Source organism: uncultured Bacteroides sp. (assembly GCF_947632445.1).
GTDB lineage: Bacteria > Bacteroidota > Bacteroidia > Bacteroidales > Bacteroidaceae > Bacteroides.
This window is the reverse complement of record NZ_CANRPM010000001.1, coordinates 1-16,073: the sequence shown is the minus strand read 5'-3', so window position 1 is coordinate 16,073 and position 16,073 is coordinate 1. Positions and strand designations below refer to the sequence as shown.

Annotated in this window: 13 protein-coding genes and 1 pseudogene; all 14 read right to left on the bottom strand. The window is 47.9% G+C overall.

What is annotated here, in order from left to right; genetic code table 11:
- The 14 genes and pseudogenes from Q0Z70_RS00070 to Q0Z70_RS00005 all read right to left on the bottom strand — a co-directional run bounded on the left by Q0Z70_RS00070 (position 1) and on the right by Q0Z70_RS00005 (position 15,729).
- On the bottom strand, positions 1 to 1,011 hold the full coding sequence (locus Q0Z70_RS00070) for a radical SAM protein (protein WP_298071449.1): 1,011 nt from the start codon (positions 1,009 to 1,011) through the stop codon (positions 1 to 3).
- Positions 1,008 to 1,568, bottom strand: coding sequence for a hypothetical protein (locus tag Q0Z70_RS00065; RefSeq protein ID WP_298071447.1), 561 nt, complete (start codon positions 1,566 to 1,568; stop codon positions 1,008 to 1,010). Before Q0Z70_RS00065 ends, Q0Z70_RS00070 begins: the two co-directional genes overlap by 4 nt.
- Positions 1,569 to 1,590: 22 nt before the next feature.
- Positions 1,591 to 2,049, bottom strand: a complete 459-nt coding sequence (locus tag Q0Z70_RS00060) for a hypothetical protein (protein ID WP_298071446.1) — start codon at positions 2,047 to 2,049, stop codon at positions 1,591 to 1,593.
- Between the two features lie 138 nt (positions 2,050 to 2,187).
- Positions 2,188 to 2,667, bottom strand: coding sequence for a YqaA family protein (locus Q0Z70_RS00055; protein WP_298071444.1), 480 nt, complete (start codon positions 2,665 to 2,667; stop codon positions 2,188 to 2,190).
- Positions 2,652 to 3,659 (bottom strand): hypothetical protein, encoded by a 1,008-nt coding sequence (locus tag Q0Z70_RS00050; RefSeq protein WP_298071443.1) that lies wholly within the window; start codon positions 3,657 to 3,659, stop codon positions 2,652 to 2,654. The genes Q0Z70_RS00055 and Q0Z70_RS00050 overlap by 16 nt, the downstream gene beginning before the upstream one ends.
- Positions 3,660 to 3,673: 14 nt before the next feature.
- Positions 3,674 to 4,948 carry a phosphoribosylamine--glycine ligase gene (gene purD, locus Q0Z70_RS00045; protein WP_298071442.1) on the bottom strand — a complete coding sequence of 425 codons (1,275 nt, stop codon included), beginning with the start codon at positions 4,946 to 4,948 and terminating at the stop codon, positions 3,674 to 3,676.
- A gap of 65 nt (positions 4,949 to 5,013) precedes the next feature.
- Entirely contained in the window at positions 5,014 to 7,230 is a 2,217-nt protein-coding gene (locus Q0Z70_RS00040) for a DPP IV N-terminal domain-containing protein (RefSeq protein ID WP_298071441.1), read from the bottom strand.
- Positions 7,214 to 8,635: a THUMP domain-containing protein gene (locus tag Q0Z70_RS00035; protein ID WP_298071440.1), complete on the bottom strand. Its 1,422-nt coding sequence runs from the start codon at positions 8,633 to 8,635 to the stop codon at positions 7,214 to 7,216. The genes Q0Z70_RS00040 and Q0Z70_RS00035 overlap by 17 nt, the downstream gene beginning before the upstream one ends.
- A gap of 35 nt (positions 8,636 to 8,670) precedes the next feature.
- Positions 8,671 to 9,573, bottom strand: a complete 903-nt coding sequence (locus Q0Z70_RS00030; protein WP_298071438.1) for a serine acetyltransferase — start codon at positions 9,571 to 9,573, stop codon at positions 8,671 to 8,673.
- A 59-nt stretch (positions 9,574 to 9,632) separates the two neighbouring features.
- The gene (locus tag Q0Z70_RS00025; RefSeq protein ID WP_298071436.1) at positions 9,633 to 10,124 is read right to left on the bottom strand and encodes a pyridoxamine 5'-phosphate oxidase family protein; all 492 of its coding nucleotides are present in this window, start codon (positions 10,122 to 10,124) and stop codon (positions 9,633 to 9,635) included.
- Positions 10,125 to 10,372: 248 nt separating this feature from the next.
- Positions 10,373 to 11,989, bottom strand: coding sequence for a RagB/SusD family nutrient uptake outer membrane protein (locus tag Q0Z70_RS00020; RefSeq protein ID WP_298071434.1), 1,617 nt, complete (start codon positions 11,987 to 11,989; stop codon positions 10,373 to 10,375).
- A 20-nt stretch (positions 11,990 to 12,009) separates the two neighbouring features.
- Entirely contained in the window at positions 12,010 to 15,009 is a 3,000-nt protein-coding gene (locus Q0Z70_RS00015; RefSeq protein WP_298071432.1) for a TonB-dependent receptor, read from the bottom strand.
- Between the two features lie 349 nt (positions 15,010 to 15,358).
- Positions 15,359 to 15,466, bottom strand: a pseudogene (locus tag Q0Z70_RS00010) (IS982 family transposase); the annotation flags it as partial.
- Between the two features lie 101 nt (positions 15,467 to 15,567).
- Entirely contained in the window at positions 15,568 to 15,729 is a 162-nt protein-coding gene (locus Q0Z70_RS00005; RefSeq protein ID WP_298071430.1) for a DUF4248 domain-containing protein, read from the bottom strand.
- Between the last annotated feature and the right edge of the window lie 344 nt (positions 15,730 to 16,073).

Sequence of the window (16,073 nt, the reverse complement as noted above, 5' to 3'; positions counted from 1 at the left end):
TTAACTCAATTTATCTGTTTTCAAATTCGCTCTTTCTAAAATGTCTTTGAAATGTTCTATTTGTGGACGGATGCGTTTAGCCGAATAAATAGGGAAAAACTGTTGCAACTCTTCTGGAGTGCCATCATGAATCGTAACAGTATTCGCTCCAGCCTGCAATCCAAGATATTGTCCGTCGGGTATCATTTTCTCCAAAGAACTTGTTGTTGGCATTAATCTATTCGGATTCATGATACGCATTAATGCCATCATGTTCAACGTATGTATAGGATTACCAGCAGGCTCATTTGCAAAGGCCGAATTCTCAGCCGGAATAAAAATGGTTGTACTGTTCATAGATAAGGGTAGTTCATGAATCAACTGCAAATCAGTGACCAAATCATTCAATGTCTGCTTGGGCAATCCTACTATATTTCCAGAGCCTATACGATAACCGATTTTATGCAATTGTTTTATACATTCAAGTCTGTTTTCCAATGAGTCATTGGGTTTACAGTATGAAAATAAATCTCTGTTAGACGCTTCAAATTTGAGTATATAATCAGTTGCTCCTGCATTAAAAAGTCTCTGATATTGTGATTCGCTCAAATCTCCCATGCACAAGATTATTCTTAAATCGTCATGATGCTGTTTCACGAAATCAATAGCGTCCACTACATCATTAATAAAAGCATCATTCACATTTTCTCCCGATTGCAGGAGAATATTACGGCGGCCTTTATTATAGAGGTATTCCATCAATAAGGAAATTGCATTGGAGTCAAGTGTATAATTAAACTTTTGTTCCTTTCCTCCAATTGCACAATACCTGCATTTTTGACGGCATACATTAGATATTTCAATCACACTTCTAACCTGAACTTCATCATCTGGAAATGCGATATGCCTTGCTTGCTGTGCAAGTTCAAAAAGCTGAAGCTGTGTCTCACCTGTCAGCTCAAGAGCTTCGGTCAGCACAGCGTCAGTAAATTCATTTTGCCTGAGACTGCTAATGATATGTCCTGTTGTCATTGCTTGTTTATTACATATCTTAAATCACCTTTGTTCCCTGCCCGTTTAAGGTAAGTGTCCAGTGTTATCCAGCCTCCTTTATATGTGCCAGATTCTTTAATAAGACACTTTTCTTTATAAGTATCAAGGGTATATGTTTCCATTACCATTGTCTCATAATTCACACGTTGGTCGGAATTTGGGCGATATGTGATTTCTCCATTGGAAGAGTTATATGACCATGTACCAGTTTCAATTTCCCACTCTCCAAATTCTGTAGTAGAAAGAGAAGAGCCATCTTTTGCCTGTGTAAGATGCCCACGATACTTATTCTCATAACTTCCATCACTGTTAAGAGTCAAACCGCGTGCAATGACAACATCTTGTTCCAACCGGGGTTCCCATCCTTGATAATTATTGCTCTGCCAAGTTCCAATTAATTCAGATTGCGGAGGTATTCGTCCAGTTCCATCATCTTCAATACCAGAAGCAATCTCATCTTCCTCTTCATCTCCTATACATCCTGTACAAAGAGAAATGCACAGGAACATTGCCATCAAAGAAAATAACTTTTTCATATTCGATTATTTTATGTTAATATTATCGTTGAATTCCATATTCTCTAAATTTATTTTGCCAATTATTGGTAGTTACGACATAGGCTACTATTTGAGTAGACCATGTTCCAGAAGCATCCTGTGTGTATATTGTGCCATTAGGATACACCACAAAATTATCTGCTGCCCAAGGAATATAAGGATTTGTTTTGGGGTTATAACAGTTGATGTAAGAAGTGCAATTTCCCCACATATCATATTGTTTAGTAAGAACTGCATCCTCTTGTACCCATACCCAACCTGTTCCTGCTATAAATGTTTTTACTTTCAATATACCTTTATTATTGGGATATAAGACCAATAAACCTGTGTAATTCTGGTTATATACATTCCATGAAATTTCCGTTACCACTGACTGTGCCTTAGTTACCAATGGTATTGTTAAAAGGAATAACATAATGAATGCTTTCCTCGCATTTGTTGTTATAGTTTTCTGTTTCATAAATACTTTATTTATCCCTCTCTTCCTATGAGACGGATATTTGGCTACAAAGGTATTTATTTAATTGCAAAATCCATCTTACTAAATGTTAAATGGGGAAACCGACTTTATAAATGCCACTTTTTCACTTATAAATCGTCAGATGCCTATTGCCGTAATAGCTTCTTGGAGTGCCCACAGCATGATGCCGTAGCGGAGCAGTTTTCCGACAAACATGGAGAGTGTGGTTAGCACAAGGTTGCTGCGCATGAAACCCAAAGCAATAGCAATGGTTTCGCCCACGAACGGGAGGAAGGCGAAGAAAGCCATCAGTGCGCCTTTTCCCTGGAGGAAACGCATTATACGCTCCACTTTCTCCTGCTTCACTTTGAAGTATTTCTCAATCCATTCCGTTTTGCCCAATCGGCCCATGTAGTAGCATGTCAGCCCTCCTACTGTATTGCCTACGGCGGCGGAGAACACGCAGAGCGTCGGACTCAGCCCTAATTTGACCAAAGCGACGAGCACCAGCTCGGAACTGAAGGGAAGGATGCTGCCTGCCAATAGTGCCGACAGGAAAAGGCCTGCATATCCCCAGTCGATAAGGAACCGGACAAGCGAGTCTATAAAAGTATCCATACGTGATAGACAAACATGACTGAAATTCCAATCAGGGAAATGACAAAAAATACGTTGGAAAGTTTATTGCTTGTAAGGGCAAACAGATGGCCTGCCAGCAGACTGACGATAATCAGCAGCAAGGGGCAAAGTGCAGTCAGCAGATAGGGTTGCAGACCAATGTAGGCAAAGAGGCAAGTACCAAAGAGAATCAGGAAGTACAAATAGGCCCGCGTGCGAATTTTGTCGTCGTATCCATTGAATAAATAGTGGAAGGAACCGGTAACAAAGAGTAGAAAGAGAAATCCCAATGGAAACGCCATCCAGGATTCGAAGCCGTAGCCGATGGGGCGGTATAGGAGTGTTTCGTCGAACAGTTGATGGAAGAATGTCTGGTTAGTGCCTGTCAGGACGGTGTAACTCAGCAGTATCCACCATGGCAGGATGAAGCCGATGATCGAGGCAAGCAAGCTCTTCAGGTTGAACGATTGGAAATTAGCTGCACCGATCCAGAGCAAAGGAGTAAGCAACAGGGTTTGGGGAACAAACAGGCTGGCAATACCCGCGAAAGCAAAAGCATTGAACATCGCTCCTGAAGACCTTTCCTGGCGGTAACTGCCAAACAGCTGGTAGAAGGCCGTGAGAAAACTGAGGCCGACCAGCAATCCCGGCAATTCTGTGTAGAGTTGTGGAAATGCAGTGATTAAAAGCAAAAAGAGAAAACTCTGAATGGAAGTTTGGATGCGGATGATGGAGAAAATGTTGTTCAGGTTGGTTAGGAAGAACGTAGTCAGGACGTATAGAGCAAAGCCAATCAGAGGCGAAAAGATGCCTTGAGGAAGCCGGTCGCTTACTTCCTTGAACCAAAGTGGCCAGTTGGAATCTTCCGTGCCTGTACCCGTATCAGGAAACAGCGTAACGGTTACTGTCCAGCAGATTGCTGAAATCAACAGGGCAACAGGTAGGATGAACCTGCCTGTCGCCACTTTGTTCTGAAAACGTTGCTGTCTCATGCTTCAACTATGTTTTACAGGTCGAAGCCGATGTCGCGGCGGAAGTATTTTTTCTCAAAGTTGATTAGGTCGGCTACGCGGTAGCTTTTCTGCCGGGCTTCTTCTTTGGTGTTTCCGTATGAACAGACAGCGATGACACGTCCGCCGTTGGTCACTACCTGTCCGTCCTTCAGCGTCGTGCCGGCATGGAAGAGGATACTGTCCGTAGCGGTTGCCTGCTCTAAGCCGGTTATCACTTTGCCCTTCTCGTAGGATTCAGGGTATCCACCGCTGACGAGCATTACACAGACTGCCGTGCGCGGGTCAAGGACAAGTTCTTTGGTATCGAGGTTACCGTCGCGTACACCTTCGAGCAGGTCTACCAAGTCACTCTGGATCCGTAGCATGACGCTCTCCGTCTCAGGGTCGCCCATGCGGACATTGTACTCGATAACCATCGGTTCGCCTTTCACATTGATGAGGCCTAAGAAGATAAAGCCTTTGTAAAGGATGTTCTCTTCGATGAGGCCGTTTACGGTGGGTTCGATGATGCGGGTGCGCACCTTCTCCATGAATACCTCGTCGGCAAAGGGCACGGGAGTCACGCTGCCCATACCGCCTGTGTTCAGGCCTTTATCGCCCTCGCCGATGCGTTTGTAGTCCTTGGCTACGGGCAGCACTTTGTAGTTCTTGCCGTCGGTCAGTACAAAAACGGAGCACTCGATGCCGCTGAGGAATTCCTCGATGACCACCGTAGCGCTGGCGTCGCCGAACATGCCGTCCAGCATTTCTTTCAGTTCGCGCTTGGCTTCGTCCAGCGTAGGCAGAATGAGCACGCCCTTGCCGGCACAGAGGCCGTCGGCCTTCAATACATAAGGAGCCTTAAGGTTTTCGAGGAAGGCGAGGCCTTCTTCTATGTTGGTGACGGTAATACTCTTGTAGCGGGCGGTAGGAATGCCGTGACGCAGCATGAAGCCCTTGGCAAACTCCTTGCTGCCTTCCAACATGGCACCTGCTTTTGTGGGGCCTATCACGGCAATATGGTGTGTGGCTTCCTCTGTAGCGAAGTAATCGTAGATGCCTTTCACTAATGGGTCTTCGGGCCCCACTACAATCATTTCCACTCCGTTCTTTAAGACAAAGTCTTTAATGGCGGGGAAGTCTGTGGCTTTGATGTCCACATTCTCACCGGCGGCGTGTGTACCTGCATTACCCGGAGCGATGTAGAGTTTCTCCACTTTGGGGCTTTGGGCTATTTTCCATGCCAGTGCATGTTCGCGGCCGCCCGAACCTAAGAGTAATATTTTCATGATGAATGCTTGTTTATATTATAATTTTATTCGTTTTTGGATAAGATGTTTATCTGTCCGGGTGTTTACAGGTAATCCTCGAAGTATCTCGTTATCTTCTCGTGCAGATGCACGCGGTCATGACCCAATACATTGTGTTTGTGGCCGGGGTAGATGAAGAGGTCGGGATAGGTGCGTGCGTCTACGCAGGCCTTCATGAACGATAGGGTATGCTGGGGCACACAGGTGTCGTCGTGGTCGTCGTGGATAATCATCAGGCGCCCTTTGAGGTTGGGGGCCAGGTTTTTCAGGTTGCACTGCTTGTAACCTTCAGAGTTGGCCTGCGGGGTGTCCATGTAACGTTCGCCGTACATCACCTCGTAATAGCTCCAGTCGATGACGGGGCCGCCTGCCACACCTACTTTGAACAGGTCGGGATAACGCAACATCAGGGCCGTCGTCATGTGGCCGCCGAAGCTCCATCCGTGTACACCGATGCGGTTAGCGTCCACGTAGGGCAACGATTGGAGGAATTCGACGCCTTTCACTTGGTCCTTGCCCTCTTCGATGCCGAGGTGGCGGAAGGTGCAGTTTTCAAACTCCAGACCTCGGTTTGAACTGCCTCGGTTGTCTACGGTGAAGAGGATGTAACCTTTGTTGGCCATGTAGAGATCCCAGCCACGGGCGGCGTAGTTCCAGTTGCCTGCAATCATTTGGGCGTGCGGGCCGCCATAGACATAGATAATGGCAGGATATTTCTTAGTCGGGTCGAAGTCGGCCGGCTTGATGATGCGGTAGTAAAGGTCGGTTTTGTCGTCGGCAGCCTTGAGGGTGCCCACTTCCACACTGGGCATTTTGAAGCCTTCGAACGGATTAGCAGCAGTGAGCAAGCGGACGGTCTCCTTACCGTTGGTGGTGGAGGCGATGTTGATGGCGCGTGGCGCATCGGGGGCCGACCAGTTGTCCAGCAGGTACGTACCCGAGGCGGAGAGTTGTGCGTTGTGTACGCCCTGACCGTTGTCTATCGGAGTCAGCTTGCCGTTGGCGATGCTTACCTTATAGAGATTGCTCTGTAGGGGCGACTCCTTGGTGGCGGCGATGATGACTTCCTTCTTCTTGGCATTGAAGCCCAGGACATTCTGTACGAGCCATTCTCCCGAAGTGAGTGGCTTCATTTGATAGAACGCTATATGGTCGCCGCCGGCTTTGTCTTCTACCCGCTGTGCTTCCGTTTTTATGCGTGTATCAAACAGATAGAGGTGATTATATCCATCCTTTTGGCTTTGATAGATAAATTTTGTATGATCCCAAGGCAGAAAAATGATGGGCTGCTGAGGTTCTACATACTTGGTGTGTCTCTCCCGGTAAAGGGTGTTCAGCAATTTACCTGTTTCCGCACTATATTGCTGTAGGCAAGCGGTGTTTTGGTCGCGATTCAGCTCGATGAGAAAGAGGGTCTTCTCGTCGGATGCCCACGAGATATTGGTGAAGTAGCGGTCGGTGGGGTCGCCCGTATTTAGGTAAAGAGTCTTGCCGGTGGCAGGGTTATAGATGCCTACCTGCACCTTGTGACTTGTCATGCCCGCCATCGGGTAGCGGATGTTGTTTACTTCACCTACGCGGGCGGTGATGTCTACCAGCGGATATTGGGTCACCATCGACTCGTCCATGCGGTAGAAAGCCAGCAGTGTGCCTTTCGGGCTCCAGAAGGTTCCTTTCGAGATGCCGAACTCGTTGCGGTGTACACTCTGTCCGCAGACGATGCCTTCGGGTTCGTCGGTTAGCTGCTTGTTGTCCACGTAGAGATTGTTTTTCAGCGTGTAGGCCACGTGTCCGCCTGCTGCGGTATAGTCAGTGTTGGCAGCTTGCTTGTCGAAGGTCAGGACGTTTGTTGTCTTTCCCGCTTTCCAGTCGTAAATGATGTATCGGCCGGGCAGGGGAATAAGGAGTTGCGTCTGATTCTCCCACAGTAATTGCACATTGTAGAGGTGCGACAACTTGCCCAACTTTTCGGCTTCGAGTGCCTGGTTAATGCTTTCGCGGGTGGTAAGCAGGGTTTCTTTACCGTTCTTGGGGTTGACGGCCATGAGGGAGTCGATGCCCGGTTTGATACACTGGTCGCCCCACCATTGCAGGCCGTAGAGGCTTTCGGTATAGCGGTAGGTCGCCCCACCGGGGATAAGATCTTCCAGCGTGGGGTATTTCAATTCGTTTGTTGCAGTTTCTTGTGCCATAAGGTGGGTACTGGTCAGGGTGGCTGCTGCCATCAGCAGGGCTACCATGTTCTTACTGATTCTTTTCATCTTTGCGGAGATTATTTTTAGGATTATTGCGTAGTTCTCTTTTTTTCCTTTCAGGATACGATTCGCCCGAACGGGGTTTCCGTTCGTGTTTGAATTCTTTTTTCTCCCGCGAGGCGAAGTCTTTCCGTTCACTACGGGGTTTGAATTCTTTCTTTTCACCGTCGCCAAAGCTGCGGCGTTCGCGTGATTTGAAGTCCTTGCGAGGGGCGGAATGACGTTCATGCTGTTTCTTGTCCAGCTCTTCGCCTTCAGCACGGAAGTCTTTGTATTTGCCGTCGAATATTTCATATTTACGGAACTGACATTCCAGTGCACCGTTGAAGAGCGGGATGCGTGCGCTGGCCTTCAGGCCTATCTGGTCGAAGCATTCGTTACGGTAGGACAGGATCCAGGCGCTGTTGCCCGTAAAGGCATGCTTCAAGCGTTCTCCTATCATTTCGTAAAGTCCCAACAGGTCGTTGGTAGAGATGCGTTCGCCGTAGGGAGGGTTGGTGATGATGATGGACTTTCTCTGTGGCTGTTCGAATTGCTGGAAGGGTTGCAACTTCAGGACAATATCCTTCGTAACGCCGGCCGCCTTAACATTATGAGTGGCGATTTCGTTGGCTTTCGGATTGTTGTCGTAGCCGTATATCTTGTGGGTGAATTCACGCTCCTGGCTGTCGTCGTTGTAGATGGAATCGAAGAGGTTGCGGTCGAAGTCGGGCCACTTCTCGAAGGCAAATTCCTGACGGAAGACGCCGGGCGCGATGTTGCGGGCGATAAGAGCAGCTTCGATGGGGATGGTTCCCGATCCGCACATGGGGTCAATAAGGTCGCACTCGCCTCTCCAACCCGTCATCAGAATCATGCCGGCGGCCAGCACTTCGTTCAGCGGAGCCTCGACGGCTTCTTGGCGATAGCCACGGCGATGGAGTGATTCGCCGCTTGAGTCGAACGACAAAGTGCAGTCATTTTCGGCGATATGAATGTTGAGCAACACGTCTGGCTTGTTGATACGCACGTTGGGGCGCTTGCCCGTCTTCTCGCGGAAGTAGTCTGCGATAGCATCTTTCACGCGATAAGACACGAATTTGCTGTGGCGAAACTCTTCACTAAACACAACGGCATCTATGGCAAACGATTTGTCAACCGTCAGATAGTCTTCCCAGCGGATAGCTTTCACCTCGTTATACACTTCGTCGGCATCGTGAGCAGTGAAATGTTTCAGTGGCTTCAGGATGCGGATGGCGGTGCGCAGGCAGAAGTTGGCTTTGTAAAGCATTGCTTTGTCACCCGTAAAAGATACCATTCTTCGGCCTATCTCTATGTTATCGGCACCCAATTCCGTCAGTTCCTGTGCCAGTACTTCTTCCAGACCCTGGAAGGTCTTGGCTATCATCTCAAAAGAAGGTTGTTCGTTCATTCGTATGGTTTATGAATATATGTCTGATTTCCGATTTATTTCTTGGCCTTGGTTTGTACGATGCGTGCTCCGGCGGGCACGTCTTCGGTCACCCAGATATTGCCGCCCACGATAGCTCCGCGCCCTATGGTGATGCGGCCCAGAATGGTGGCATTGGAGTAGATAATGACGTCGTCCTCCAGAATGGGATGGCGGGGGATGCCCTTGATGGGCTTTTCGTCGGCGTCGAGGGGAAAACTTTTGGCCCCCAGCGTGACACCTTGGTATAGCTTGATGTTGTTGCCGATGATGCAGGTCTCGCCGATGACCACACCCGTGCCGTGGTCGATGGTGAAGTGGTGGCCTATTTGTGCGCCCGGATGGATGTCGATGCCTGTTTCGCTATGCGCCATTTCGGTGATGATACGGGGGATGAGGGGTACGCCAAGACACAGCAGTCGATGGGCCATGCGGTAGTTGCTGATGGCACGAATGGCCGGATAGCAGCTGATGACTTCGCCGAAAGAGTGGGCGGCCGGGTCGCCGTTATAGGCGGCTTCGACGTCGGTAGCCAGGATGTGACGCATTTCGGGCAGGGTGGCGATGAAGCCTGCTGCTTTCTCGGCAGCCTGCTGGCGGAGCTGTTCGGTGTAGTAACCATCCTCTTGTCCGTCACCTGCAAAACAGAGACCGGCCAGTATCTGTTCGGTCAGCTGTTCGAAGAGCTGTTCGATGTAGATGCCGATGTGGTATTTCAGTGTGCGGCTGTTCACGTTCGAGATGCCAAAGTAGCCGGGGAAGATGATGGCGCGTGTCAGTTCGACAATCTGCTGCAACACCTTGCCCGACGGAAGCGGATTGCCGTCTGTATGCTGGTGAAAAAGGCCTTTGTAGGACTCGCTTTCCGAAAGCTTGTCTACCGTCTGTGCCAAGATGTGGGTAAAGTTGAGTGGACTCATCCAATGATCCTTTATAGTTCATAAGTGGCAACAAAGGTAGCAAAAACTTGCTAAATATCCTACATCCTTTTCGTTGATAGTTCACTTGGGCGTAATCCGAAGGATTTGCAGGTCATATCCTTTACTTGTATCCGCCATACTACTACGTTGCGCACGGCTGGGTCTCCCATTGTGCAAGGATAGTCCGTGTAATGTTTCATAAGGAGAGTCAGAATACGGCGTTTCTCGTCCATGTCTTCTACGAACTCGACACACCCTCGGCAGATGACGCTGCGGCTCTTCATGCTGTACGAACAGGCCACCTGCTGATGCATCCACACCAGTTCGTGTCCGTCGCAGAAAGTGATGCACACATCTGGACGCTGGCGGAGCATCGCGAGCTTGCCGCCGTCGGGGCCGGAGTGCAGGTAGATGATACCTTTTTCGTAAGCAAAGTTCATAGGGAAGACGTAGGGATGGCCGTTTGTATCAGTGATGCCTACCATGCAATAGGGGCATTGTTGGATGATGTTTTCTATTTCTTTTGAATCGGTGATACTGATTGTTTTCATGTAGTTGCTTTTTTGTGGCAAAGTTACAGATTTGCGAGGAAAAAGCAAGAAGAATGTTTTCTAATCATGGCGGAAATAGCAAACATCGCTTTTTCGTTTCCTTTTGGTTGTCGTTTTGTGTTTCAGGGAAAAATTAAAAAGCCTCGTATTGACATCCGCAGAATGGCATTACTGCGGATGCAATACAAGGCTCCATTTTTAAAACTCTAAATAAAACAATCGCTTGCTTTTACCTTAAAAATGGATAATCAGTATCCTGGGTTTTGCTTCCAATTAGGATTAGAACTCAATATATTCGTATGTAATGGGAAAATACGGCGTGTCTTATCGAAATTGGCTGTCGGGAAATCGTGATAATGGGGGAAATATTCGTTTTCAAATGTCCCGAAACGGATCATATCGTTCCTGCGCCAGTTCTCGTCGAAGAATTCACGCCCCCGTTCGTCCAATATATCTTGCAGGCTCGGTTCTGTTGTAAGGAGCGGAGCGGTAGCATAAGTACGAATTTGGTTAAGCAGACTCATCGGAGTGTCGCCGTTGGTAGCTGTTCCACCGCGTTTGATAGCTTCCGCCTTGGTCAACAGAATGTCTGCATAACGGAATATCGGTAGGTCGTTGGATTGGTCTCTTCCATTCTTATAGTCATCGTCAATCACAAAGAACTTCACAGACCGATAGCCTTGATTGTAACCGGCAATGTTATCGCCAACACCTAACTGGATGTCTCCCGGATTTTCAAGGGTAATGCTCTGAGTCAAGACGATAGGATTTCCGTCTGGATCCAAAGCGACTTCGGATGTCGGTTGATAGGTTTTGGGGTCATAAACATAGGCTGTACCGCGAATTACACTGTTATTGCGTGCGTCTCCTTCCAAACAGAAGAGTTTAGAGAATTCTGGAGTCATGGTCATATAACCACCGGCCGAATTGCTGAGAGACATGCCATAATAGCTCTTTGACACATCGCCGGCCTTTTTCCATGTGCGTGCACGACCGTATTGCAAGCCTTTTGCCGTGTAAGTATCGTAGGGCATTGCATAAATGAAATCCTCTACATGGGAACCGTTCGTGGGGCCAAACTTTTCGGCATAGGGCATGGAACCCAAGTTGAACAAGCCGGACCGGATGATGTTGTCGCAATGGGCGATGCAGTCGTTTAATTTCTCATTGGCAGCTGTAGCGGCGTCATACCGGTCTACAGACGGGGCGGTATATACGGCCCAGTTGATATAGAGTTTTACCAGCAGGGCCTCCGCCATCCATTTGGTCGGTTTGCCATACGTATTGTCACTGACTTCATCCGTAAGTTGGGGAATGATTTCCAACAGTTCTTTTTCAATGAAGCGCGCTACCTCTCCGCGTGGAGAACGATCTACTAATTCGCCTTCAGCAAGCAGATGGTCCAAAATAGGAGCATCACCCCAGCAGTCCATCAGTATGAAGTGGAAGTATGCACGCATCGCACGGGCGGGAGCAATCGGTTCGCCAGCCTCGTTACCACCTAAGTCGCGGATAACCGTATTGGCTTTTGTTATACCGCCTGTGACGTTTCCCATCCAGTCGATAGTCGCATCTTCTGTTTTGAAATCGTGAAGGCTTGGATGTGCATAGGCTCCATTGTCGTACCAACCGCCACCGTAGGAAACGGCTGTGTATTCATCGCTTGACAAAGACATCGCTTCCATGTATCTGCGTCCGAAATCACCGCGTAATTGGTAATACACATCGGCCATTTTGGCTTCAATTGCAATGTCATTGGTCGGATATTCTGTGTATTGAGATTCAATCTTAACGTCCAGATCCGTACAGCCGGTTAGCAAGGCTGCAGTACAAACAGCAAATAAAGATTTTATATTTGTTTTCATAATTATAAGTCTATTGGTGATTAGAAATTAACCTTTAAGCCAATTAAGGTCGTGCGGGTATGTGGATAAGTGCTCCAACGATGGTCTACACCGGGAGCCAGGCCGCCCATATTTACTTCCGGGTCAAGTCCTTTGTAGCCACTGATGGTAAATAAATTGTTGCATGTGATGTACAACTGTACGTTTTGCAGCCAATTATTGAAATTCTTAAATGTGTAACCTAATGTAAGATTGGCTAAACGGAGGTAGGAACCGTCTTCTATGAAACGGTCGGAAGGTATGTTGCCTCCTGTATCCGTAGCGGGACGTTCGTAGATAAACTCTTTCAACATATTTTTACCGGCGGTATAGATTTCCGGGCTGGTGTAGTTCGCGCGTGCACCATTATAGAGGTCATTGCCAAGTACACCGGTCAAGAAAATCGTTGCATTCCAGTTCTTCCAGGAGAATGTATTGTTCCATCCGAAGTTCAACTTAGGTTGTGCACAGCCTGTGATAGTTCGGTCTTTGTATTCCGGGTTGATTGTTGTTTCTCCCGTGCGCTCTCCGGTCTCTGCATCTCTTACATAATAAGAAGCCATACCGTCTTTATTGTATCCTGCAAATTCCCACGTATAGAAAGTTCCGAGTGGCTCGCCTTCGATGATGCGCTGGGTAAATCCTTCGCTTGAAACTCCTGCAATCATCGGGTCTCCTTGCGTAAATCTGTCGGTCTTAAATTGTTCGTTGGAAAGTTTGTCAACGGTATTTTTATTGTGAGCGAGTGTTAATGTTGTGTTCCATTCGAAGCTTCGGGTGCGAATTGGAATGGCGTTGATGAAGATTTCGACACCCCGGTTCGTCATTTCGCCTACGTTGGCATTGATGTCTCCGAACGGATACAAATTCTGAGATACCGGATAATTCCAAATCAAGTCTTTTGTTTTCTTGTTATAAAATTCAACGGTACCGTTAATGCGTCCGTCGAGGAAAGCGTAGTCCACGCCGACGTTAAACATACCCGTAGATTCCCATTTCAAATCGGGATTGGCGTTTTTGGTAGCTGCCAATGTACGCCAGCTCTTTCCGTTGTAGGTGAAAAAGCCTGATGCACCGTAGGTTTCGTAAGGGGTATAAGCGCCGAAGCCGAGGGCGTTACCGCTGACACCGTAACCCAAACGGAGCTTTAAGTTGCTCAGAACGTTCTGGCTCTTCATAAAATCTTCTTCCGTGATGTTCCATGCCACGCTGACAGAGGGGAACGTACCCCAGCGGTTGTCCTTGCCGAATACGGAGGAGCCGTCGCGGCGAACCGTAGCCTGAATCATGTATTTGCCATTGTACGAATAGCTGGCACGGGCGTAAAACGAAATATTGCGGATGGTTTCCTTCGTACCGCTTTCGATGGCGGGAATACCGTCGATGGTGCTGGCGTAAGTCAGCTGATTCCATTTCAACACGTCATCATAGAAGTCGTGTACGGTCAGTCCGAAGCCGTCGTTGTACATCTTTTCTTCCCAGGAGTAACCTGCCATGACGGATAACTTGTGGGCATCGTTGATGGTGATATCATAGTTGCCATAGGTTTCGAAGATATGTTCGTGCCCGAAGTAAGTATTACGCTTGGCCTGTCCGTTTTGGGCGTTGATGCCCGGTTGCTGGGTATTGTGCGTATGATATTCGCTGTAGGTAGATTGGCTGTTGGTGAAAGAGTAGTTGGCACTCCACTTCAAACCTTTCAAGATTTCCAGTGTCGCCTTACCGATAATCTGGGTGTTTTTCCAGATGGTTTCGGATGTGTCTTCGTAAATCAGAGACATCGGGTTCATGTTCTGGCTGCCGGAAGCCACGCTCCAGTTGCCGTTTTCATCGCGGAGAGGAAGTCCCGGTGAGAAATAGTTCATGGCGTCCAATACGGAGATACCTTCGCTGCTCATGGGGACGCCTTGCGATTTCCCGTAGCGGGAGTTGACGCCGGCTGACATTTCCAGCCGGTCTTTAAGGACTTTCGTCGTAATTAAAGAACGGACGTTCAGGCGATCCATGTTCGTACCCAGGATGACGCCTTCGCGGTTCTGGAAGTTGACACTTGCCATGTAGGTCGTCTTATCGTTGCCGCCCGTGATGGAAAGGTTGTGGTTATGACTGATGGCCGTGCGGAGCACCTCGTCCTGCCAGTCCGTGTTGGCTCCCTTGTCATTGTTCAAAGTTTTCCCGTTCTTTTGTGCATACGTGCGGAGCTCGTCGGCGGTAGCCACATCCATCTTCTTCAAGATATTGTCGAAAGCCACGTAGCCGCTGTAGGTTACATTCGTGCGTCCCTGGCCGGCTTTCCCTTTCTTGGTATTGATGATGATGACGCCGTTGGCAGCCTTCGAACCGTAGATGGCCGTTGCGGTGGCGTCGCGCAGCACGTCGATGCTTTCGATGTCGTCGGGAGCCACCATTGAGATGTCTACGCCGGGAATACCGTCGATGACGTAATAAGGTTGCATGGCTGCGCCTTCACGCAAAGAAGAGGCACCGCGGAGCGTGATGCTGGGTGAGCCGTTCGGGTCGCCTGTGGTCGTGATGTTCAGACCGGCTACTTTGCCTTGCAACATGCTGGCTGCATCGGAGAATACGCCGATATTCAATTCGTCGGCCTTCACGGTCGTAATGGAGCTGGTCACGTCCTTGCGCTGCATGCTGCCGTAGCCGATGACTACGACTTCCTCCAACGCCTGTGCGTCTTCCTGCAAAACCACGTCGATGACACTGCGGTCTACTTTGATGTCCTGAGTCATAAAGCCGATATAAGAAAACTGCAAGGTTTTGCCTTTCTCCACATTGAGGGCATATTTCCCGTCCACATCCGTGATGCTTCCGTTGCTTGTTCCTTTTTCAAGGACGTTTACGCCGGGAAGCGGCATACCGGTTCTGTCTGTTACCTGACCGGTCACTCTGTTTTGTGCAAATGCTAAGGTACTGCTTAGCAGAAACATGACAAAGACTGCGCTTTGCGTCAATGTCCACCTTTTTTTAGATTGTACATTCGGCATAAAATTAGATTTTTAGTTTGATAAATTGTTAATTGTCTGTATGCTGTACCAACATCAATAATGTTTTTAATATCGGATTTACGGTGCAATGATACTTTACGTGTGTTTCATTCGTATGACAGAATGATTAAATTCTCGTTGCATCTTTTGGTTTTTTCGCAAAACTACGTCCTTTGTAAATAGTGTAGGGAGAATTTTGTGCAAAACAAGTAGAATATAGTAAATGGCTTTTTCGGCCTGTCTCTTCCGATTTTTCGGGATTAGCAGGCGGCCGGCTATAAGTCTACAGCCACTCGGATAGAAACCGATAGTTGCCCGGCTGTAAGTTTAACGTAAGTTCGATATAAAATCAAGAAATAGAGAGTTGTCCGTCCTTGATAAAGTTCACTTCAATGGCAGGCTTTTTTTCAAAAAAACAGTATGCAGCGATGGCTGACAATGAATCGGCAATGAAATGTCTATTCCCTTACCCCGTCACACAGCACTTCCTGAAGTCCCGACGCAGTGCTTCGTGAAGGTGTCATGCAGTGCTGTATGAGGAGGAAACGAAGCATATCGTCAGAGGGTGACGAAGCACGGCGTCAGTTCGGCGTAGAGCGGACGACAGCGGTGAATCCAAAAAGTGAGACGACGGACGGCCTGTTCGGGATTGGCATCGGGAAAATAAAGGCAGGCTAAGGAACGACGGGTGTAAGTAACGGTTTTTATAACGGAAAACAAAGATTGAAAACAATAATTATCATCGCAAAAAAAACATTTTTAGTCCTGTCAACAATATCGCTTCATTCTCAGCAAGTTACGGCGACGTTGACAGGAGCTGTACAAACTTTATGAAATACAATAAAAAATAGGCTGCCTTTAAAGGCAAGGTATTTTTTATTTTTTCACGGAAATGTTTACCAAAGCCTCAGTCCTGTCAACAATATCCATTGATAATCAGGCGATATTGTTGACAGGACTATTTTGGGCCCCTCCCGGATTATTTCTAAAGTGATTTGGGAGCTTTCATAGACAAGATTGACTAGTCCTGAATAACCGTTACAGTTATTGGACAAAAATAAATT